Origin of the sequence: Loigolactobacillus iwatensis (assembly GCF_003950295.1) — a bacterium.
GTDB classification, from domain to species: Bacteria; Bacillota; Bacilli; order Lactobacillales; family Lactobacillaceae; genus Loigolactobacillus; species Loigolactobacillus iwatensis.
This window is the reverse complement of the sequence record NZ_RHNP01000021.1, coordinates 12,464-27,364: the sequence shown is the minus strand read 5'-3', so window position 1 is coordinate 27,364 and position 14,901 is coordinate 12,464. Positions and strand designations below refer to the sequence as shown.

Annotated in this window: 12 protein-coding genes and 2 tRNA genes; 5 read left to right on the top strand and 9 right to left on the bottom strand. The window is 37.1% G+C overall.

The window, feature by feature from the left end; all coding sequences use genetic code 11:
- Window position 1 precedes the first annotated feature (1 nt).
- Window positions 2-634, bottom strand: coding sequence for a TetR family transcriptional regulator (locus EKM98_RS06810; protein ID WP_125981512.1), 633 nt, complete (start codon window positions 632-634; stop codon window positions 2-4).
- 183 nt (window positions 635-817) lie between these two features.
- Here EKM98_RS06810 and EKM98_RS06805 point away from each other — a divergent pair, with 183 nt between their 5' ends.
- Window positions 818-1,471, top strand: coding sequence for a CPBP family intramembrane glutamic endopeptidase (locus tag EKM98_RS06805; protein WP_125981510.1), 654 nt, complete (start codon window positions 818-820; stop codon window positions 1,469-1,471).
- A 79-nt stretch (window positions 1,472-1,550) separates the two neighbouring features.
- Window positions 1,551-1,623, top strand: a tRNA-Glu gene (locus EKM98_RS06800).
- A 378-nt stretch (window positions 1,624-2,001) separates the two neighbouring features.
- Here the strand turns inward: EKM98_RS06800 and EKM98_RS06795 are convergent.
- From EKM98_RS06795 to EKM98_RS06785, 3 genes are all read right to left on the bottom strand, one after another.
- Window positions 2,002-3,312: a Fic family protein gene (locus tag EKM98_RS06795; RefSeq protein WP_125981508.1), complete on the bottom strand. Its 1,311-nt coding sequence runs from the start codon at window positions 3,310-3,312 to the stop codon at window positions 2,002-2,004.
- 343 nt (window positions 3,313-3,655) lie between these two features.
- Window positions 3,656-3,856, bottom strand: a complete 201-nt coding sequence (locus EKM98_RS06790; protein ID WP_068280304.1) for a cold-shock protein — start codon at window positions 3,854-3,856, stop codon at window positions 3,656-3,658.
- Window positions 3,857-4,035: 179 nt separating this feature from the next.
- Window positions 4,036-4,698: a deoxynucleoside kinase gene (locus EKM98_RS06785; protein ID WP_125981506.1), complete on the bottom strand. Its 663-nt coding sequence runs from the start codon at window positions 4,696-4,698 to the stop codon at window positions 4,036-4,038.
- 661 nt (window positions 4,699-5,359) lie between these two features.
- On the opposite strand from EKM98_RS06785, the gene EKM98_RS06780 reads away from it, so the two are divergent.
- Window positions 5,360-5,431, top strand: a tRNA-Gln gene (locus EKM98_RS06780).
- Window positions 5,432-5,565: 134 nt separating this feature from the next.
- Here EKM98_RS06780 and EKM98_RS06775 read toward each other — a convergent pair.
- Together EKM98_RS06775 and fba are read right to left on the bottom strand one after the other, a co-directional pair.
- The gene (locus EKM98_RS06775) at window positions 5,566-6,288 is read right to left on the bottom strand and encodes a PAS domain-containing protein (RefSeq protein WP_125981504.1); all 723 of its coding nucleotides are present in this window, start codon (window positions 6,286-6,288) and stop codon (window positions 5,566-5,568) included.
- A gap of 205 nt (window positions 6,289-6,493) precedes the next feature.
- Entirely contained in the window at window positions 6,494-7,378 is an 885-nt protein-coding gene (gene fba / locus EKM98_RS06770; protein ID WP_068225152.1) for a class II fructose-1,6-bisphosphate aldolase, read from the bottom strand.
- Window positions 7,379-8,251: 873 nt separating this feature from the next.
- On the opposite strand from fba, the gene EKM98_RS06765 reads away from it, so the two are divergent.
- Window positions 8,252-8,953 carry an Ig-like domain-containing protein gene (locus tag EKM98_RS06765; RefSeq protein WP_125981502.1) on the top strand — a complete coding sequence of 234 codons (702 nt, stop codon included), beginning with the start codon at window positions 8,252-8,254 and terminating at the stop codon, window positions 8,951-8,953.
- Window positions 8,954-9,052: 99 nt separating this feature from the next.
- On the opposite strand, the gene EKM98_RS06760 is transcribed toward EKM98_RS06765, so the two are convergent.
- The 3 genes from EKM98_RS06760 to EKM98_RS06750 form a co-directional block, all read right to left on the bottom strand.
- Window positions 9,053-10,393, bottom strand: a complete 1,341-nt coding sequence (locus EKM98_RS06760; protein ID WP_125981500.1) for a glucose-6-phosphate isomerase — start codon at window positions 10,391-10,393, stop codon at window positions 9,053-9,055.
- Window positions 10,394-10,601: 208 nt separating this feature from the next.
- Window positions 10,602-11,462 (bottom strand): GRP family sugar transporter, encoded by an 861-nt coding sequence (locus tag EKM98_RS06755; protein WP_125981498.1) that lies wholly within the window; start codon window positions 11,460-11,462, stop codon window positions 10,602-10,604.
- A 285-nt stretch (window positions 11,463-11,747) separates the two neighbouring features.
- On the bottom strand, window positions 11,748-12,386 hold the full coding sequence (locus tag EKM98_RS06750; protein ID WP_125981496.1) for a VanZ family protein: 639 nt from the start codon (window positions 12,384-12,386) through the stop codon (window positions 11,748-11,750).
- A 182-nt stretch (window positions 12,387-12,568) separates the two neighbouring features.
- On the opposite strand from EKM98_RS06750, the gene EKM98_RS06745 reads away from it, so the two are divergent.
- A complete protein-coding gene (locus tag EKM98_RS06745) occupies window positions 12,569-14,731 on the top strand; it encodes an LTA synthase family protein (RefSeq protein ID WP_125981494.1) in 2,163 nt (720 codons plus the stop codon).
- The last annotated feature ends 170 nt before the right edge of the window (window positions 14,732-14,901 follow it).

Genomic DNA, 14,901 nt, shown 5'->3' with positions numbered 1-14,901 from the left:
GTTAAGCTCCTTCCGTTTTACGTACAATACCATTTTCTAGCCAGTCAAGAACACGTAGCAAATCTTGACGTAAGGTCTTCAAGTCAAATTGCTCTTTTTGCGCGTTTTTTTGACAATAACGACCAATAGTTTGAAAACAGGCCGACGTAATTAAATGTACTAATTGTTGTAAGGATTCATCATCCGTTACTCTTATCTTGGTTCGATCAATAAGTTCGTTAATCTGCTCATGAGGATGTTTATTTCGGATTAGCTTTCTTAGACGCTGACTTTCCGTAAAACTCAGCGAAAGAAAAACATTCCGAAAATAAGCATTTTCTGACCCTGAAGTAAAATCAATCAAGTTTTTATCAATAAATGTCCGAATAGCTAGAAATAAATCGCCCTTAACCGCAATTAAAGTTTGGTAAAAATCATCTTGTTGTCGTTTATGTACTTGAATAAAATCATAGCCGAATAAATCCATCTTATCGGTAAAATATTGATAAAAGCTTCCCCGCGAAATTTTGGCTTGTTGAATAATCCGATTAATTGAAGCCTCATGAAGCGGTACACGCGAAAACTCCGCGTGCGCTGCCGTCAACAGTCGCTGTTTTTTTGCTTCTGCAAGGTTAAAAAAAGTACTCGTTGGCACACGCAAACTCCCTTCTATATGATCAAACTTATTTTAGATGTGACGACTTGTCATTATAGATAATTTTGACCTTAAAAGCAAGTCATTTGCGTTAAATATAGACTACTGCTAATACGTATTAGTGCTTTTCTATTAACTTTCATGCTATGATAAAAACATTCTTAATCTAAGTTGGTGTAATCTATGCGAACAGTCAAACATATTTTTTTATTTTTCCTTCTCTTCTTCGTTGAACAACTGCCCCTCACTGGCCTCAGTATTGCCACCGCAGTTGTTAAAACCAATCAGCAAAATTTAATTATAATTTTAGGCATCAGCTTTTTAATCATCGTTGGCCTAATGACCTACCTATACGGGCATCTTTACCGCCAAACAGTGCTTAAAAACGGTGCCGAATTTGATCAAAAATTAAATTCCAGTACCTGGCTGCCACTCATCCTTGGTTTCATTGCAATGTTTGCGGTTAACGCCATAACCGTTCCGTTTATGCAAACTAGTGGGAATGAAAATGTTAACAGCCTGGCCACACTTGTTAAATCATTTGGACTTTTTATGTTTGTATTTACCGCCTTCTTCGGCCCAATCCTAGAAGAAATCATCTTTCGCGGCCTATTTATCAATTGGTTCTTTAAAGATTCTCGTTTGATTAGTATCCTGCTTAGCTCATTAGTCTTTGGTAGTGTTCACGTGGATCTATTCGGCCACGTAGACCTCATTTATTGGCTTTCTAAAGTACTTTTAGGTCTAATCCTTGCCCTCGTTTATAATCGAACCAAAAATCTGAAGATTCCAATCTTATTGCATATTCTAAATAACACGTTGACTTTATTTTTATAAAGATTACGTTTATTTTTACGTGTTACTTGACGGATAGTTAGTTTTTATGTAAAATGATTATTGTTCCTGTTTCCAGCATTGCCCGCTGGTCAAATTGGTTAAGACATCGCCCTCTCAAGGCGGGGTTACGGGTTCGATCCCCGTGCGGGTGATATTTAAAGCTTCCGGTAGATTCCATTAATCCTCTAATTGCCTTTATCTAGGTAGTTAGAGGATTTTTTTGTGCTTTTAGAGAACCCTGAAAACTACTTAGTGTTGCTTTTCTTTGAAATACCAATCCATAATTCTAACTTTTCTTAATGCACAAGTAATAATACGACATTTGAAAACCCGGCTATCATTATTTATTGGCTCGCGATTTTATGAACCATTCAATAGCCGTTACTATAATGTCAACTATTAGTGAAACCACTAGCAACTTATCACCATTATTCTTTGTATCTTAAAGGTAACAGGTGATAGTTTATGGGAAAAAATAACGCCACTTCCCAGATGGAAGCAGCGTTTTAGTGCGCAAGACAATATTTCATTTAATCTTTTTCAGCCAAATTTAATGTGACCTTTGTGCTATCCGTGAATTTATGAATAATAGGATTGGACTTAGCACGGTATATCCAATTATTTTCTTCCAACCATCCGATTATCTCTGGCATTTTATTTTTTTTAAATACCCTTGTATCGGTACTATACCAAAAACTTATAAGTTGTGTATCAGTAATACCATTATCGTCCATATTGAAAAGATAAGACTGTAATAAAATAAAAAGCACACTGAATATTCTCCACTTTTTTAAATTTGCCTCTTCATATTCCTCAGTATGAGCGAACACTTTATTTAGGATTTTGGCCGATTTATTAAATGCCTCTAATTTATCCACTAAACTTGTTCGCACATCTAACTGTCCATCAATTATTATGCTTAAAATCTGTTCAATAAATACGGTAAGGTCTCCAAAATTATCCCTACGTTCCGCTTCTTTGAAAATTTTGTAATACTTTGATTGTTCATTATGAATAGAAGTAGAAATAATTAATCCTGTATAGGGATCGATTTTTGAAGAAAGATATTCTGATAATAGATACCTCCCAGTTCTTCCATTACCGTCATAAAATGGGTGAGTATTCTCAAACATAAAATGCGTTACAATAGCTTTAGGAATTTCAGGGACATCCGCATCATTCATAAAATGAATTAATTGCTTTAATTTATCGGATATCTCGCTTTCATTTTTTGGAGGACGATGAACTTTTTTCATTGCTGATCCAATCCATACCTCTTTATTTCTAAAATATTTTCCATCTGGTAGTTTTTTGTCAGGAATCTCACCTTGTAATAAAGAATCATAAATTCGTCTGATATCTTCTAGTGAATAAATTTTAATAATTTTTTGGTTAAAGATATCTCTATACATGTGAACTGTTGACTGCAGCCTTTTCTTGGTAAGCGTTTGATCGTTTTCTTGCTCATCAACCATTGTCTTAATATCTTCTCTATTTGTTTTAACCCCTTCGATTTCGTTGGTAAAAAAAATTTCATTTGCTAAAACTTCATTTGTATATGTTCTGCCGGCTATACCCGGTAACGTATTAACCAGTCGCCTAATTTGCCTCGAATTATTAGTTATTTTCTGAATTTTAGAATACATTTTTGTCGTATTTTCAAAAAAGATAGGCAAATCATCAGACTGTCCGCCGTTACTATCTGTCAGTAAAGGATAAAGGTTGGTTTTCCAAACACTATCGCTTTCCATGCGCTTAAAATATTCCGCTTTAACTTCCGTCTTAGTTAAAGATGGGCCCGAACCATTATATTTAAATTGATGCAAAGTAATATAACTCATTTTAATAATCACCTATCTTTATTGAAATGATCTTGCTATAACTCTATCACATTTTAATATTTAATCAAATATTAAAATGTGATTCATTTTTTCTCCGCGCATATTTATATTATTCAAATTATTAAACTGTATTTCAACAATACACTATTTAAATGTGCCCAAATATTGTTGGATACTTAAGAAAGTCGCCAGGCGCTATTAAAACAGCGTTTAGCGACTTTCTTGATTACATTTCATCAATATTCATTAATTTAGACTTTATACCAACTACCCCAGCAGGTCAGCTCGCAAATTAGACCACAAAAAAACACTCACCACAAGTGAGTGTTTTAAAAACTAATAATTAGTCTTTAACAACGTTAGTAGCTTGTGGGCCACGATCGCTGTCTTCAACATCAAATGTTACGCTTTGGCCTTCGTCTAAAGTCTTGTAGCCGTCGCCTTGGATAGCTGAGAAATGTACGAATACATCGCTACCATTGTCGCGAGTAATGAAGCCATAACCTTTGTCTGCATTAAACCATTTAACTGTTCCGTGTTCCATAAATAAAAATCCTCCTACGTGCAATTGGCACAAATTATTCGGTAAATCTTGAAAGGTGTATATTTGGAAGAAGTTTACTGATGAAACTTGAAACCAAAATATTCCGAACAAAGAAGTACTTGATTAGAATATACCATGAACCATACTAAAAAGCAAACGCAACCAAAATAATTTTAATACTAGTTTTGGTTAGTCTCAATAACCTTCTGTTTTCGAACGGTCGCTAGTTCATCATCAATCTTAGCTAACACCTCAGCAACGTGCTTCGGTTCGGATAAATCATACTTTTGTAAATTAATCTTCATTTTAGGACCTTCTTGGTACTCATCAAACCAATCTTTATAGGCCGCCCACATTTTATAATAATAATCATACAGGTTCTGATCGTTATCAACTTGTTCGTAATCACGACCTCTTTTTTTAATTCGGTAAAGAATGGTATCAAAGTCGGCGTAAGCATAAACCAAAAGGTCAGGCGCCTTCTTAGGAATATCTTTTAACTCCTGCATCATATTTTCCAGTAGAGTTAAATAAATCGAGAATTCTTGATCGGTGATATTGCCCTCTTTATTATTTTCACGCGTAAATAACGCATCTTCATAAATTGAACGGTCCAACACATTATTGTCATCAGTAAGTGCTTTTTTTATCATTGCAAAGCGTTTATTCAAAAAGAAGATCTGTAACAAGAAACCATACTTCTTTGGATCAGAATAATATAGTGGTAAAACTGGATTATCTCCTACTGGCTCAAAGAAAGCTTTCGTGCCAAGGTGCTCTGAAATTAATCCCGTTAACGTTGTTTTACCAACACCTATCATTCCCGCTGTCACTATCACCATAATGAACCCCCTCTAAAGTTCCTGATTGATTATCATCCTAGATATCAATCAAATTCACATAGATTATATTGTAGGGCAGATTTCTTAAAACCACAATTACTTTTTGATTAAAACTGGAGGTACTTGGAAAGCGTTTAGTTTCTACTCAGCAATTAATAAGCTTGCCGACCATGTCGATCGAACTAAACTAGATCAAAACCTGAATCGCGGCACAACTTACTAATAATTCTGATGTTCTATCAATTGTTCACAACTGTTTCGCAATTAAGGAATGGGAAAAAAGTCTGAGCTCACGTTCTAGAGTAAAGATCGCAAACAACTTTTAATGGTTCAAAGGTTGGCTATTCCTGTGACAAAGTTCGCCAAGTTAAAACAGGACAAATACAAGAGCCCAAATTTTCAAACACGTTTACACCAAATTAGTTGGACAAATCCTAATAAAGCTATTTGCCAAACACGGCCTAGATTAGTCAGGAAAACACTCGTAAAATCATTTTCCAAACACGACTTAATTTACAACTTTACTAAGTCTTAACCTGACACGTTAAACTATTTTAAAAACGACCAATGAAATTCCTTGCCGTTTTTTTAAATAACTAATTGACAGATACCCTAAAACCCGGTAAAATATTATTCGTTGAGTTAATCTAATACAATTTATTGGGTAATAGCGAAATGGTAACGCAACGGACTCTGAATCCGTAATTTCTAGGTTCGATCCCTAGTTACCCAATCAGAGGTTTACAAAAGAGAACACCAAACTAATATTTAAAAATATTAGTTTGGTGTTCTCTTTTTATTAAAAAATAAAAACTCATAAAAAGGCATACCAACCTTCTTACGAGTTCTCCCTAGTATTTTAAATCATTAATCGTTCATCGATGCGCTAGATCCACCATCTACTGGTTTCTCTTCTTCTTTTTTATTATCATCAATTGATGCACTGGCAGCACCGTCAACAGTATCCTTTAAAGAAGCCCCAGATACAGCATCAGGATCTTCCACTAGCTTTTGACCAGTCTTTTCTAGATACCACTTAATTGTTGGCATCAGATCTGCTACGTATTCGTTGATCCCAACGTAATTCTTATCTTCATCGTGCATTGCGCGGTAATAGTGCATGACAAATCTGTCGGGACCATTGCCAGGTACTGGCATCTTAATTTCGTCTGCCTTCCCCGTTCGCAAAGCATTAATAACTTCAGCAACATGGCTTACTGCACGCTTAGGATGAACTAAAGATAATGGATCACCCACTTGAGCAGGCCGCCGTGGTGCAAGCATCTTCTCCGTTGGAAGTAAATTATTATAGTAAATAAATTGATTATTACTATCAGCATAGGTTAACTCAATTGGCATTGAATTCAAAAAATAGTTCAATTGTTTGACCGTTAACAAGCCACGATCTAACTTAACGTAAGTATCACCATCAACTGCATGAACTTTTTCGGCGGCCTTTTCTACCCAGTTATCGTCAGCCATGTCCACGCCTTCAACTGTTGTATTAATTTTACCCTTAGCGGATAAATCCTCAACAGCACCTTTTTGGTTCTCATCTATAGGATCAACGTTGTTTTCTTCTTTACTCATTATAATTGCCCCTTTCGCCATTAATGGCTTGTTTAGCAAAAACCTGTCAACACTCACATTATAAATATTTAATCAACAAAAAGCAAAGACATTTTAAGCGCTTTCCTATTCTTTGTTTACGGATGGCACAACTTGAAAATCTCATTAAAATAAAAAAGCATATCCGCCAAAGACGAATATGCTTACTACTTATTTAAAATTTGAATTAAAGTTCTTCTGGAACTAATTTAACTGGCTTTGTGCCCATCCAACCGATGATTTCTTCAACGGTATCTTGGATAGCTTTTGTACCAGGTGCCAATAATTTACGAGGGTCAAAACCTTTAACATCATTTTGATCATGACCTTCTTCAATATATTTGCGCGTTGCTTTAGCAAATGAAATCTGGCATTCAGTGTTGATGTTCAACTTAGCAATACCCATTGAGATAGCCTTTTCAACTTGGTCTTGAGGGATGCCTGAACCACCATGTAATACTAATGGAAGTGAAACAGCGTCAGCAATCTCCTGAAGACGTTTGAAGTTCAAACCTTTCCAGTTAGCTGGGTAAACACCATGAATATTACCAATACCAGCAGCCAAGAAGTCGATACCAGTTGCAGCAAGTTGTTTAGCTTCAGCAACACTAGCTAATTCACCTTCACCAATAACGCCGTCTTCTTCGCCACCAATTGAGCCAACTTCGGCTTCAACGGAAATGCCCTTTGGATGTGCCAAAGCAACGATTTCTTTAGTCTTAGCTAAGTTTTCGTCAAATGGTAAGTCATGGCCATCAAACATAACTGAGTTGTAACCAGCAGCAATTGCAGCCTTGGCAGCTTCGTAGTTACCATGGTCTAAATGCATAATAACTGGAACTGTAATATCCATTGACTTGATTGTTGCTTCAACAAGTTGTTGGCAAAGTTCATAGCCACCCATGTACTTTGCAGCACCCATAGAAGTTTGGATTAAGACAGGAACATTCTTTTCTTGTGCACCTGCAAGGATCGCACGAGTCCATTCCAAATTGTTAGTATTGAATGCACCGACGGCATAATGACCTGCGCGGGCAGCTTGAAAAATCTCTGTACCATGTACTAATGACATAAATAATATTCCTCCTAGAAATATATTACAATTTTTGCTCTTGCACCATTATTCTAGCACACTTGAACAAATAGTTGGACCGTTTATGCCTAATTTTATTAAGTAACTTTGCGGCCTAAAATTATGAAAAGGCTGCCATTACCGCTAACTCATGAAAATTAAAGCATTGTCTCGTACTAATCATTAGCAAATATTACAATAATTAATCCGCACACGCTAGTAACTCAAAGGCTTACCTAAAGCTACGATTTATTTAGAGAAAATCCTGAAATTATTTTTGTGTAGATGCCGTGACTAACATAGGCGTTTCGGACAAACGATCTCCACTTACTGTTTCCGTGCATTACTTTAGAACGCACCTCGCGAAACAATTAAGTAATAAAATTACGATCGCTTATTGTTTTAATTAAAAGTTAAAGCTAATATTATTCTTGTAAACAAAATTTTATTTGAACATTACTGAAATATCTAGGGAGTGGCTTAACCCTTTCGTAAGCAAGTCCGTCATTAAGTTGGATTAAACCATACTAACTTGGTAAGCTTTTGCACTTATTATGCTTAGACTTACGCGATTCGCTGGAGCTGTATTTTTCGTTAACCACAACATTATGCCTATTAGTACCTTTACTATGACTTACGCCATGGCTGATCTCTGTCGACGCACCCCGGCGTACTTACTTACCTGAACACCCTTTTAAAGCACTCCCTAACCGGCCTATTCGGAAAACTAAGTGAGCAACCTCGAAGAAGCAATTGACCTATTCCAGTAATTTCTCTTAATCTATTGGAAGGTGAGCTAGCAAAATTTAATATTTTAAAGAATAATGATCGTTCGGCATTTATATATTTGGCAGCACATTGGAGGAATTGAATATGAAAAAACACTTTATCACACTTAGTCTATTGGGGTGCAGTAGTTTGCTGCTATTAGGCTCTGGCGTTAACGCAAAAGATACTACAACACTGAAGCTAAACGTACCAAATAGCACAAAGCCTGTTACAAAGGATACCAAAGTCGCATCAGATGACCAAGGTAAATTCACGATTAGTGGCAAAACTAATGATAAAGCAACCGTAACAATTAAAAATAAGACAAAGGATCAGAGCTATCAAGTAACAGCTAATTCAAAGGGCCATTTTTCAAAGCAATTAGCCCTTACTGCTCAAACCAAAGAAGCCAATTATAAAGTAACGGCTAAGGCGAAACATGATGCCAAAAGTAAACCACTTCAATATACTGTGACCAACAAGACCCAGGCCACAACCAAATCCAATTTGACAGCATTTAAAACTAACTTACAACAATCACTAAATAATTTACATAGTGGTGTTGACAAATTAGCGGTGACTAACAATGGTAAAACACCAACCAAGGTCGTAATAACCGTTGGCGATTCAATTAATTCGGCACCCACCTTTGCCAAACAAAAAGCGGCCGATAGTTATTTAGCGGCCGTTCAAAAAGAGGCTAGCCATTATGGCTGGACAACTCCAAGTATCGTTGTTCAAACTGCCAACCAAAGTACTATGGCAACATCAAATACACAAAACACAAAAATGAGTCTTGCTAAATAAAGAATAAAAAGCCCCTAGGATCATGAAATGTAGGCCGTAATCACGGTTTAAATTTCATAACCTTAGGAGCTTTTTATTTAATTAGAAATCTCTAAGCAATTAGAGACGTTCGTTTAATTCTTTACTTAATTTTTCAAAACCTGGCTTGCCTAAAAGTGCAAACATGTTCTTCTTGTAAGCTTCAACACCTGGTTGGTTAAATGGATTAATGCCATTTAAATAGCCAGATACAGCAACGGCACGTTCAAAGAAGTAGATTAAATAGCCTAAAGTATAAGCAGTTTGATCTGGAATGTGAACACTCATAACCGGAACACCGCCATCAGTATGTGCTAAAACAACACCCTGATAAGCCTTAGTGTTAACAAAGTCGATTGATTTGCCCTGTAGATATTCAAGACCATCTAAGTTACCCTCTTCTTCAGGTACTTTTAAGTCATGAGTTGGTTTGTCAATCTTGACAACTGTTTCCATCAAATTACGACGGCCTTCTTGAATGTACTGGCCTAATGAATGTAAATCAGTTGTGAAGTTAGCTGAAGATGGGTAAATACCCTTTTGATCCTTACCTTCAGATTCACCCATCAATTGTTTCCACCATTCGGAGAAGTACTGCAAGGTTGGTTCGTAATTCTCAAGTAATTCAGTTGTATAACCTTTACGGTATAAAATATTGCGTAAAGCAGCATATTTATAAGCATCATTCTTGGTAACATCAGGATCTGCGTATGCATCTTCAGCAGCCGCAGCGCCTTCCATCATACCGTCAATGTCGCCACCAGCAACAGCAATTGGTAATAAACCAACAGCAGTTAAGACTGTATAACGACCACCAGTACCATCAGGAATAACGAAGCTTTCGTAGCCTTCAGCGTCAGCCTCATTCTTCAAAGCGCCGTTAGCCTTGTCAGTTGTGGCGTAAATACGTTCTTTAGCGCCCTCTGCACCATACTTAGCAACTAACTTTTCTTTGAAGATTCGGAAAGCAATTGAAGGTTCAGTTGTTGTTCCTGATTTAGAAATAACGTTAATCGAAAAGTCACGATCACCAATTAAATCAAGAAGATCTTGTAAGTAAGTTGAACTAATTGAGTTACCAGCAAAGAAAACTTGTGGCGCTTTACGATCTGGTGCCATGTTGTAAAAAGTGCTGCTCAAAAAGTCGATTGAAGCGCGAGCACCTAAGTATGAGCCACCAATACCAATTGCAACGAAAACTTCAGAATTACTCTGGATCTTTTTAGCCGCAGCCTTAATCCGAGCAAATTCGTCCTTATCGTAATCATGTGGTAAATGCAACCAATCAAGCATCTGTGACTCAACACCGGTGCCATTAACTACCTCGTTATGTGCGGCTGTGATCATTGGTTGAATCTGACCAAGTTCATTATCATGAACAAACGTCTTTAAAGCAGAATCATCAAAAGAAATATGTGCCATCAAAAATAGCCCCCTTAATATAGTAAACTACCATCAATAACTTTAGCCGCTTTAAACCAAAATTGCAAGATCAAGTGTCCCTTTTAGAATGAATAATTTAAAACAAACTCTATAAGAAAAATTCTTCAGTTATAAAATATTAGTCAAATAAAAATACGGAATAAGTATTAGATTCAACTAATTACCTAGTCCGTATTTCTAAAATCAATTATGCTTTCATGTAGCCTAGTAAGACGCCACCCGCAATGACGAATAAACAACCTAGGGTAACGTAAACCATTTCCTTCTTGGTCTTCTTTTCACCAAGTAAGAAGATACTACCTAATGTTGAAATAATGATCCCACACTGAGACAGTGAGTAACTAACCGCTAAACCAACTTTAGGAATCGAAAGGAACATGAAAATATTCCCGGCACCCCAAAGTAATCCGGTTAAAATATTCTTGGCCGTTGCCTTACCCAATGCCTTTTTGCCGTATGACATGATACAAGCACCAAGCAACATTCCAATTGCTTGCGGTAAAATAACCGCGATGGCGTTAACTTGGCCCCAATCAACAATAACCGTATAACCCATATAGCCAATTGTTGAGACTAACAGGATGCGCATCCCTTTACCGACTTCGGAATCCCTCGAATCGTCTGCTGTACTACTAGGATCCTTACGAGAAGTTAAAGTTGCACCAATAATCAAAATAACCAGTGCAATTGAACCAAGCGTCACTTCACGCGTGGTCTGCCATTCATGAAATAACAAAGCGCCAGCAAGTGTGTTACCAACAAGTTGCATCCCGGTTGACATTGGTACTGTGCGCGACACACCCATAACCTGCATCGATTGAAATTGCTGACCTTGACCGACACTCCATAATAGTCCAGAGGCAATTCCGACGACGAAAACCTTCACATCTAAAACAGGTTGATAAACCAAATACGCGCCCAAAGAAAAGATAAGTGCGCCGATCGTCATCCCTAACGTTTGCTGGTAGGCGTTACCGCCAAGCTTGCCGCTAACAAGCCCAATACTCCCCCAAGCAACTGCAGGAATTAATGCAATTAAAATATTCACTACTTTTCCTCTATTCTCTCTTTATTTACGAAATGTTATTTTAACGTTTACAAAGTCGACTTGCAACCTTTTTTCCTTAATTAAATCAGTCCGAAAAATGGTATAGATTGCTTTTTAAACGCCGCTTTTGTTCTTAATTTCAAAAATAGACTATTCACACACGTTTTCATTGAAAGTGTGATTTTATACACAAAACGCAGCCAACACCACAAAAAGATTTGGTCTATCCTTATTTATTGTTGGCTAAATTAGCGTTTCAAAAAAGTGCTACGCCCCATTTTATGTTTAACGCCAAATACTTCTCACTAGGCGCCAAACGCCATAAACGCAAAAGCCTAGTAAACCACCAATGGTATTAAATATTAGGTCATCAATATCAGCAATTCCTGTAGATAGAAAATACTGACAAGTTTCAATTGAAAGCGAAACAATGGCACTGAATAAAACAACTGGTATTAAACTAAGCAACCAATTTTTCTTCCGGGTTATAACCCCAAGTCCCAAACCAAAGGGAATAAACCATAAAATGTTGCCGTATAAGTTGTAGATAAAGTCAACCATTGACTGTCCTTGAGTAAGTTTCATTGTCTCTACAAAAGGACGTAAGTTGATCTCCCCCCGAGGTAAGGCCAAGTGAGCGACTAATTGTTTAGGAAAATAAATGCCACGAAAGACAGTTAATGCGTATAATAACATTAAATAGAAAACAAATAGGTAAAGAAGTAATTCATGACGCCAAAAGGACCACCGACGAAGTTGCAAATGGCGCCGGACGATAAATAACCAACGGATGATTAAAAAGAATAAAAAATATAACATTGTTTTATCAACACTGTAAAAAATTAAACGAATTAACGGAAAGTGGTTAATATGTGCTGCGTATTGTTCAACCACTAGCCGGTATAACGGCCCCAAAAAAATCATCCTATCACCTGCCCAATTGTAACTTTCTCATTTAGTCTACCAGAAGTTCTTTTTCAGATAAGTAATTTGCATGAGCTTTGTAAAAACTTTACTAATTTGTGGGATACTTACACAAGTTTGACTTTTGTTTTCTATAACAGGTAGAATAGCGAAAGAATCTTAGCAGAGGAGCTGCTTTCAGCTTGAAATCAATCTTAAAATCCCAATTTTGGAAACGACGTAGTGGCTTTTTTGCCTTAGTCGTTGGACTTTTTTGGTTAAAAACAATCATTGCCTACTATTTAGATTTTTCTCTTGGAATTAGCGGCATTTTTCAACACCTTATTTTATGGATCAATCCAATTGCAACTACCTTGCTGTTATTTGGTTTGACGCTTTATATCAAACGCCCATGGCTAAGCTACGTCACGCTACTTCTGATTGATACTGCCAACACGGCGCTACTTTATTTCAACATTATTTATTACCGGCAATTTACAGATTTTATGACCATCAATACCATGCTTGGCTATTCAAAGGTTTCCGAGGGCTTAAGCGGTAGTTCCTTGGCCCTGGCTAGTCCCCATGACTTTATTTATTGGATTGACATTATTATTCTTGCCGTTTTATTGCTAGCTCGGTTGATTAAGCCAGATAAACGACCAGTTTCTCGACGGCTACCGTTAGCAATTACATCAGTGGCAGTTTTGTTATTCTCGATTAACTTAACATTAGGTGAGGCTGATCGCCCGCAGTTACTTTCACGTACTTTTGATCGGAATTACATTGTCAAATACTTAGGCTTAGATGCTTTTACCGTTTATGACGCCGTTAAAACGGCACAAAACAACCAAGTTCGTGCTTCCGCAGATAGTGCGGACCTTGACAGCGTTATGAACTTTATCAATCAGCATTACGCCGCACCTAACCCGAAAATGTACGATATCGCTAAAGGTAAAAATGTTATCGTTATTCACTTAGAAAGTTTCCAACAGTTCTTAATTGACGATAAAGTTAACGGTGAAACCGTCACACCATTTTTAAACAGCCTGTATCACGATAATCAAACCTACTCTTTTAGTAACTTTTTCCATCAAGTTGGCCAAGGAAAAACCAGTGACGCGGAGAATATGCTTGAAACTGGGGTCTACGGATTACCTCAAGGCTCCGTTTTTACTGCCTTAGGTTCAGATAACACGTTCCAAGCGGCACCGGCCATTTTAAAGCAACAGGCCGGCTACACCTCCGCCGTTTTCCACGGTAACGTTGGCTCTTTTTGGAATCGAAACAACGTTTATAAGAACTTTGGTTACGATAATTTCTACGATGCCAGCTACTTTGATACAACTGGTGATCGTTCAGAACAGTACGGCCTCAAGGATAAACTACTTTTCCAAGGTTCAATCAAGTACCTTGAGCAATTGCAACAACCGTTTTACGCTAAATTTATTACCGTAACTAATCATTTTCCATTCCCATTAGACAAGGAAGACGGCGATTTTCCAATTCCAAACACTGGTGATAAGGCAGTCGATAATTACTTCGCTACCGCCCACTATTTGGATCAATCGGTCCACGAATTCTTTAACTACTTAAAGGCTTCCGGTTTATATGAAAAATCGATTATTATTTTATATGGTGACCACTATGGAATTTCTAATTCAGATAACCTTAGTCTTGCACCATTGCTGGGTAAATCGGCTGATACTTGGAATGATTACGATAACGCTCAGCTACAGCGTGTTCCATTTATGATCCACATTCCTGGTCAACATAATGGCGGAATTCAACCACAATATGGCGGTGAAATTGATGTGTTACCAACCTTAGAACATTTACTAGGCATTAATAACCGCGGCTACGTTCAATTTGGAACCGATCTTTTTTCCGCTAAACATGATCAAGTCGTTCCTTTCCGCAATTCTAACTTTGTGACGCCGGAATATACGGTTGTTGATGATAATATTTATAAGAATAGCGATGGTTCCCTAGTCACTCATCCAAGTGCCACCTTAAAACAACAAATCGCTAAGGATTCGACTAAGGTCCAAAAAGAACTTCAACTTTCTGATACTGTCAACAACAAAAACTTGCTGCGCTTCTACACACCAGCAGGATTCACACCAGTTAATCCGGAAGATTATAATTACCACAACGACTTTGCAAAAGCTAAAAAAATTCGTGATCAATTAGGAAATAAATCAACCAGTCTCTTTTCTAAGAACAACGATCAAAGTACCACTGATCTCTACAAGACGGACGCACCTGAACTTAATCACCACGATGTGTCCGCTGATAACGACAGTCAATCTGATTCAGCAAATAGCTCCTCCTACCAGGATTTCTTCTCTGGTTCAGGAAACTAACTGAACTAGCACGTAAAAAAGGGGTAAAAGCAAAACAAAATTTGCTTTTACCCTTTTTTACGCACAAATTTCTAATAAAACTTAATTTTTTCCTTTAAATTTCTAGTATTTGTAGCAGATGTTCATACTTTTTTCAAACTATACCTTTATAATTATTTTTGTGATGAGGT

Excerpts from the sequence above, each read along its gene's own strand:
- EKM98_RS06805 (WP_125981510.1), top strand. The coding sequence starts at position 818 with ATGCGAACAGTCAAACATATTTTTTTATTTTTCCTTCTCTTCTTCGTT.
- EKM98_RS06795 (WP_125981508.1), bottom strand. The coding sequence starts at position 3,312 with ATGAGTTATATTACTTTGCATCAATTTAAATATAATGGTTCGGGCCCA.
- EKM98_RS06790 (WP_068280304.1), bottom strand. The coding sequence starts at position 3,856 with ATGGAACACGGAACAGTTAAATGGTTTAATGCAGACAAAGGTTATGGC.
- EKM98_RS06785 (WP_125981506.1), bottom strand. The coding sequence starts at position 4,698 with ATGGTGATAGTGACAGCGGGAATGATAGGTGTTGGTAAAACAACGTTA.
- EKM98_RS06775 (WP_125981504.1), bottom strand. The coding sequence starts at position 6,288 with ATGAGTAAAGAAGAAAACAACGTTGATCCTATAGATGAGAACCAAAAA.
- fba (WP_068225152.1), bottom strand. The coding sequence starts at position 7,378 with ATGTCATTAGTACATGGTACAGAGATTTTTCAAGCTGCCCGCGCAGGT.
- EKM98_RS06765 (WP_125981502.1), top strand. The coding sequence starts at position 8,252 with ATGAAAAAACACTTTATCACACTTAGTCTATTGGGGTGCAGTAGTTTG.
- EKM98_RS06760 (WP_125981500.1), bottom strand. The coding sequence starts at position 10,393 with ATGGCACATATTTCTTTTGATGATTCTGCTTTAAAGACGTTTGTTCAT.
- EKM98_RS06750 (WP_125981496.1), bottom strand. The coding sequence starts at position 12,386 with ATGATTTTTTTGGGGCCGTTATACCGGCTAGTGGTTGAACAATACGCA.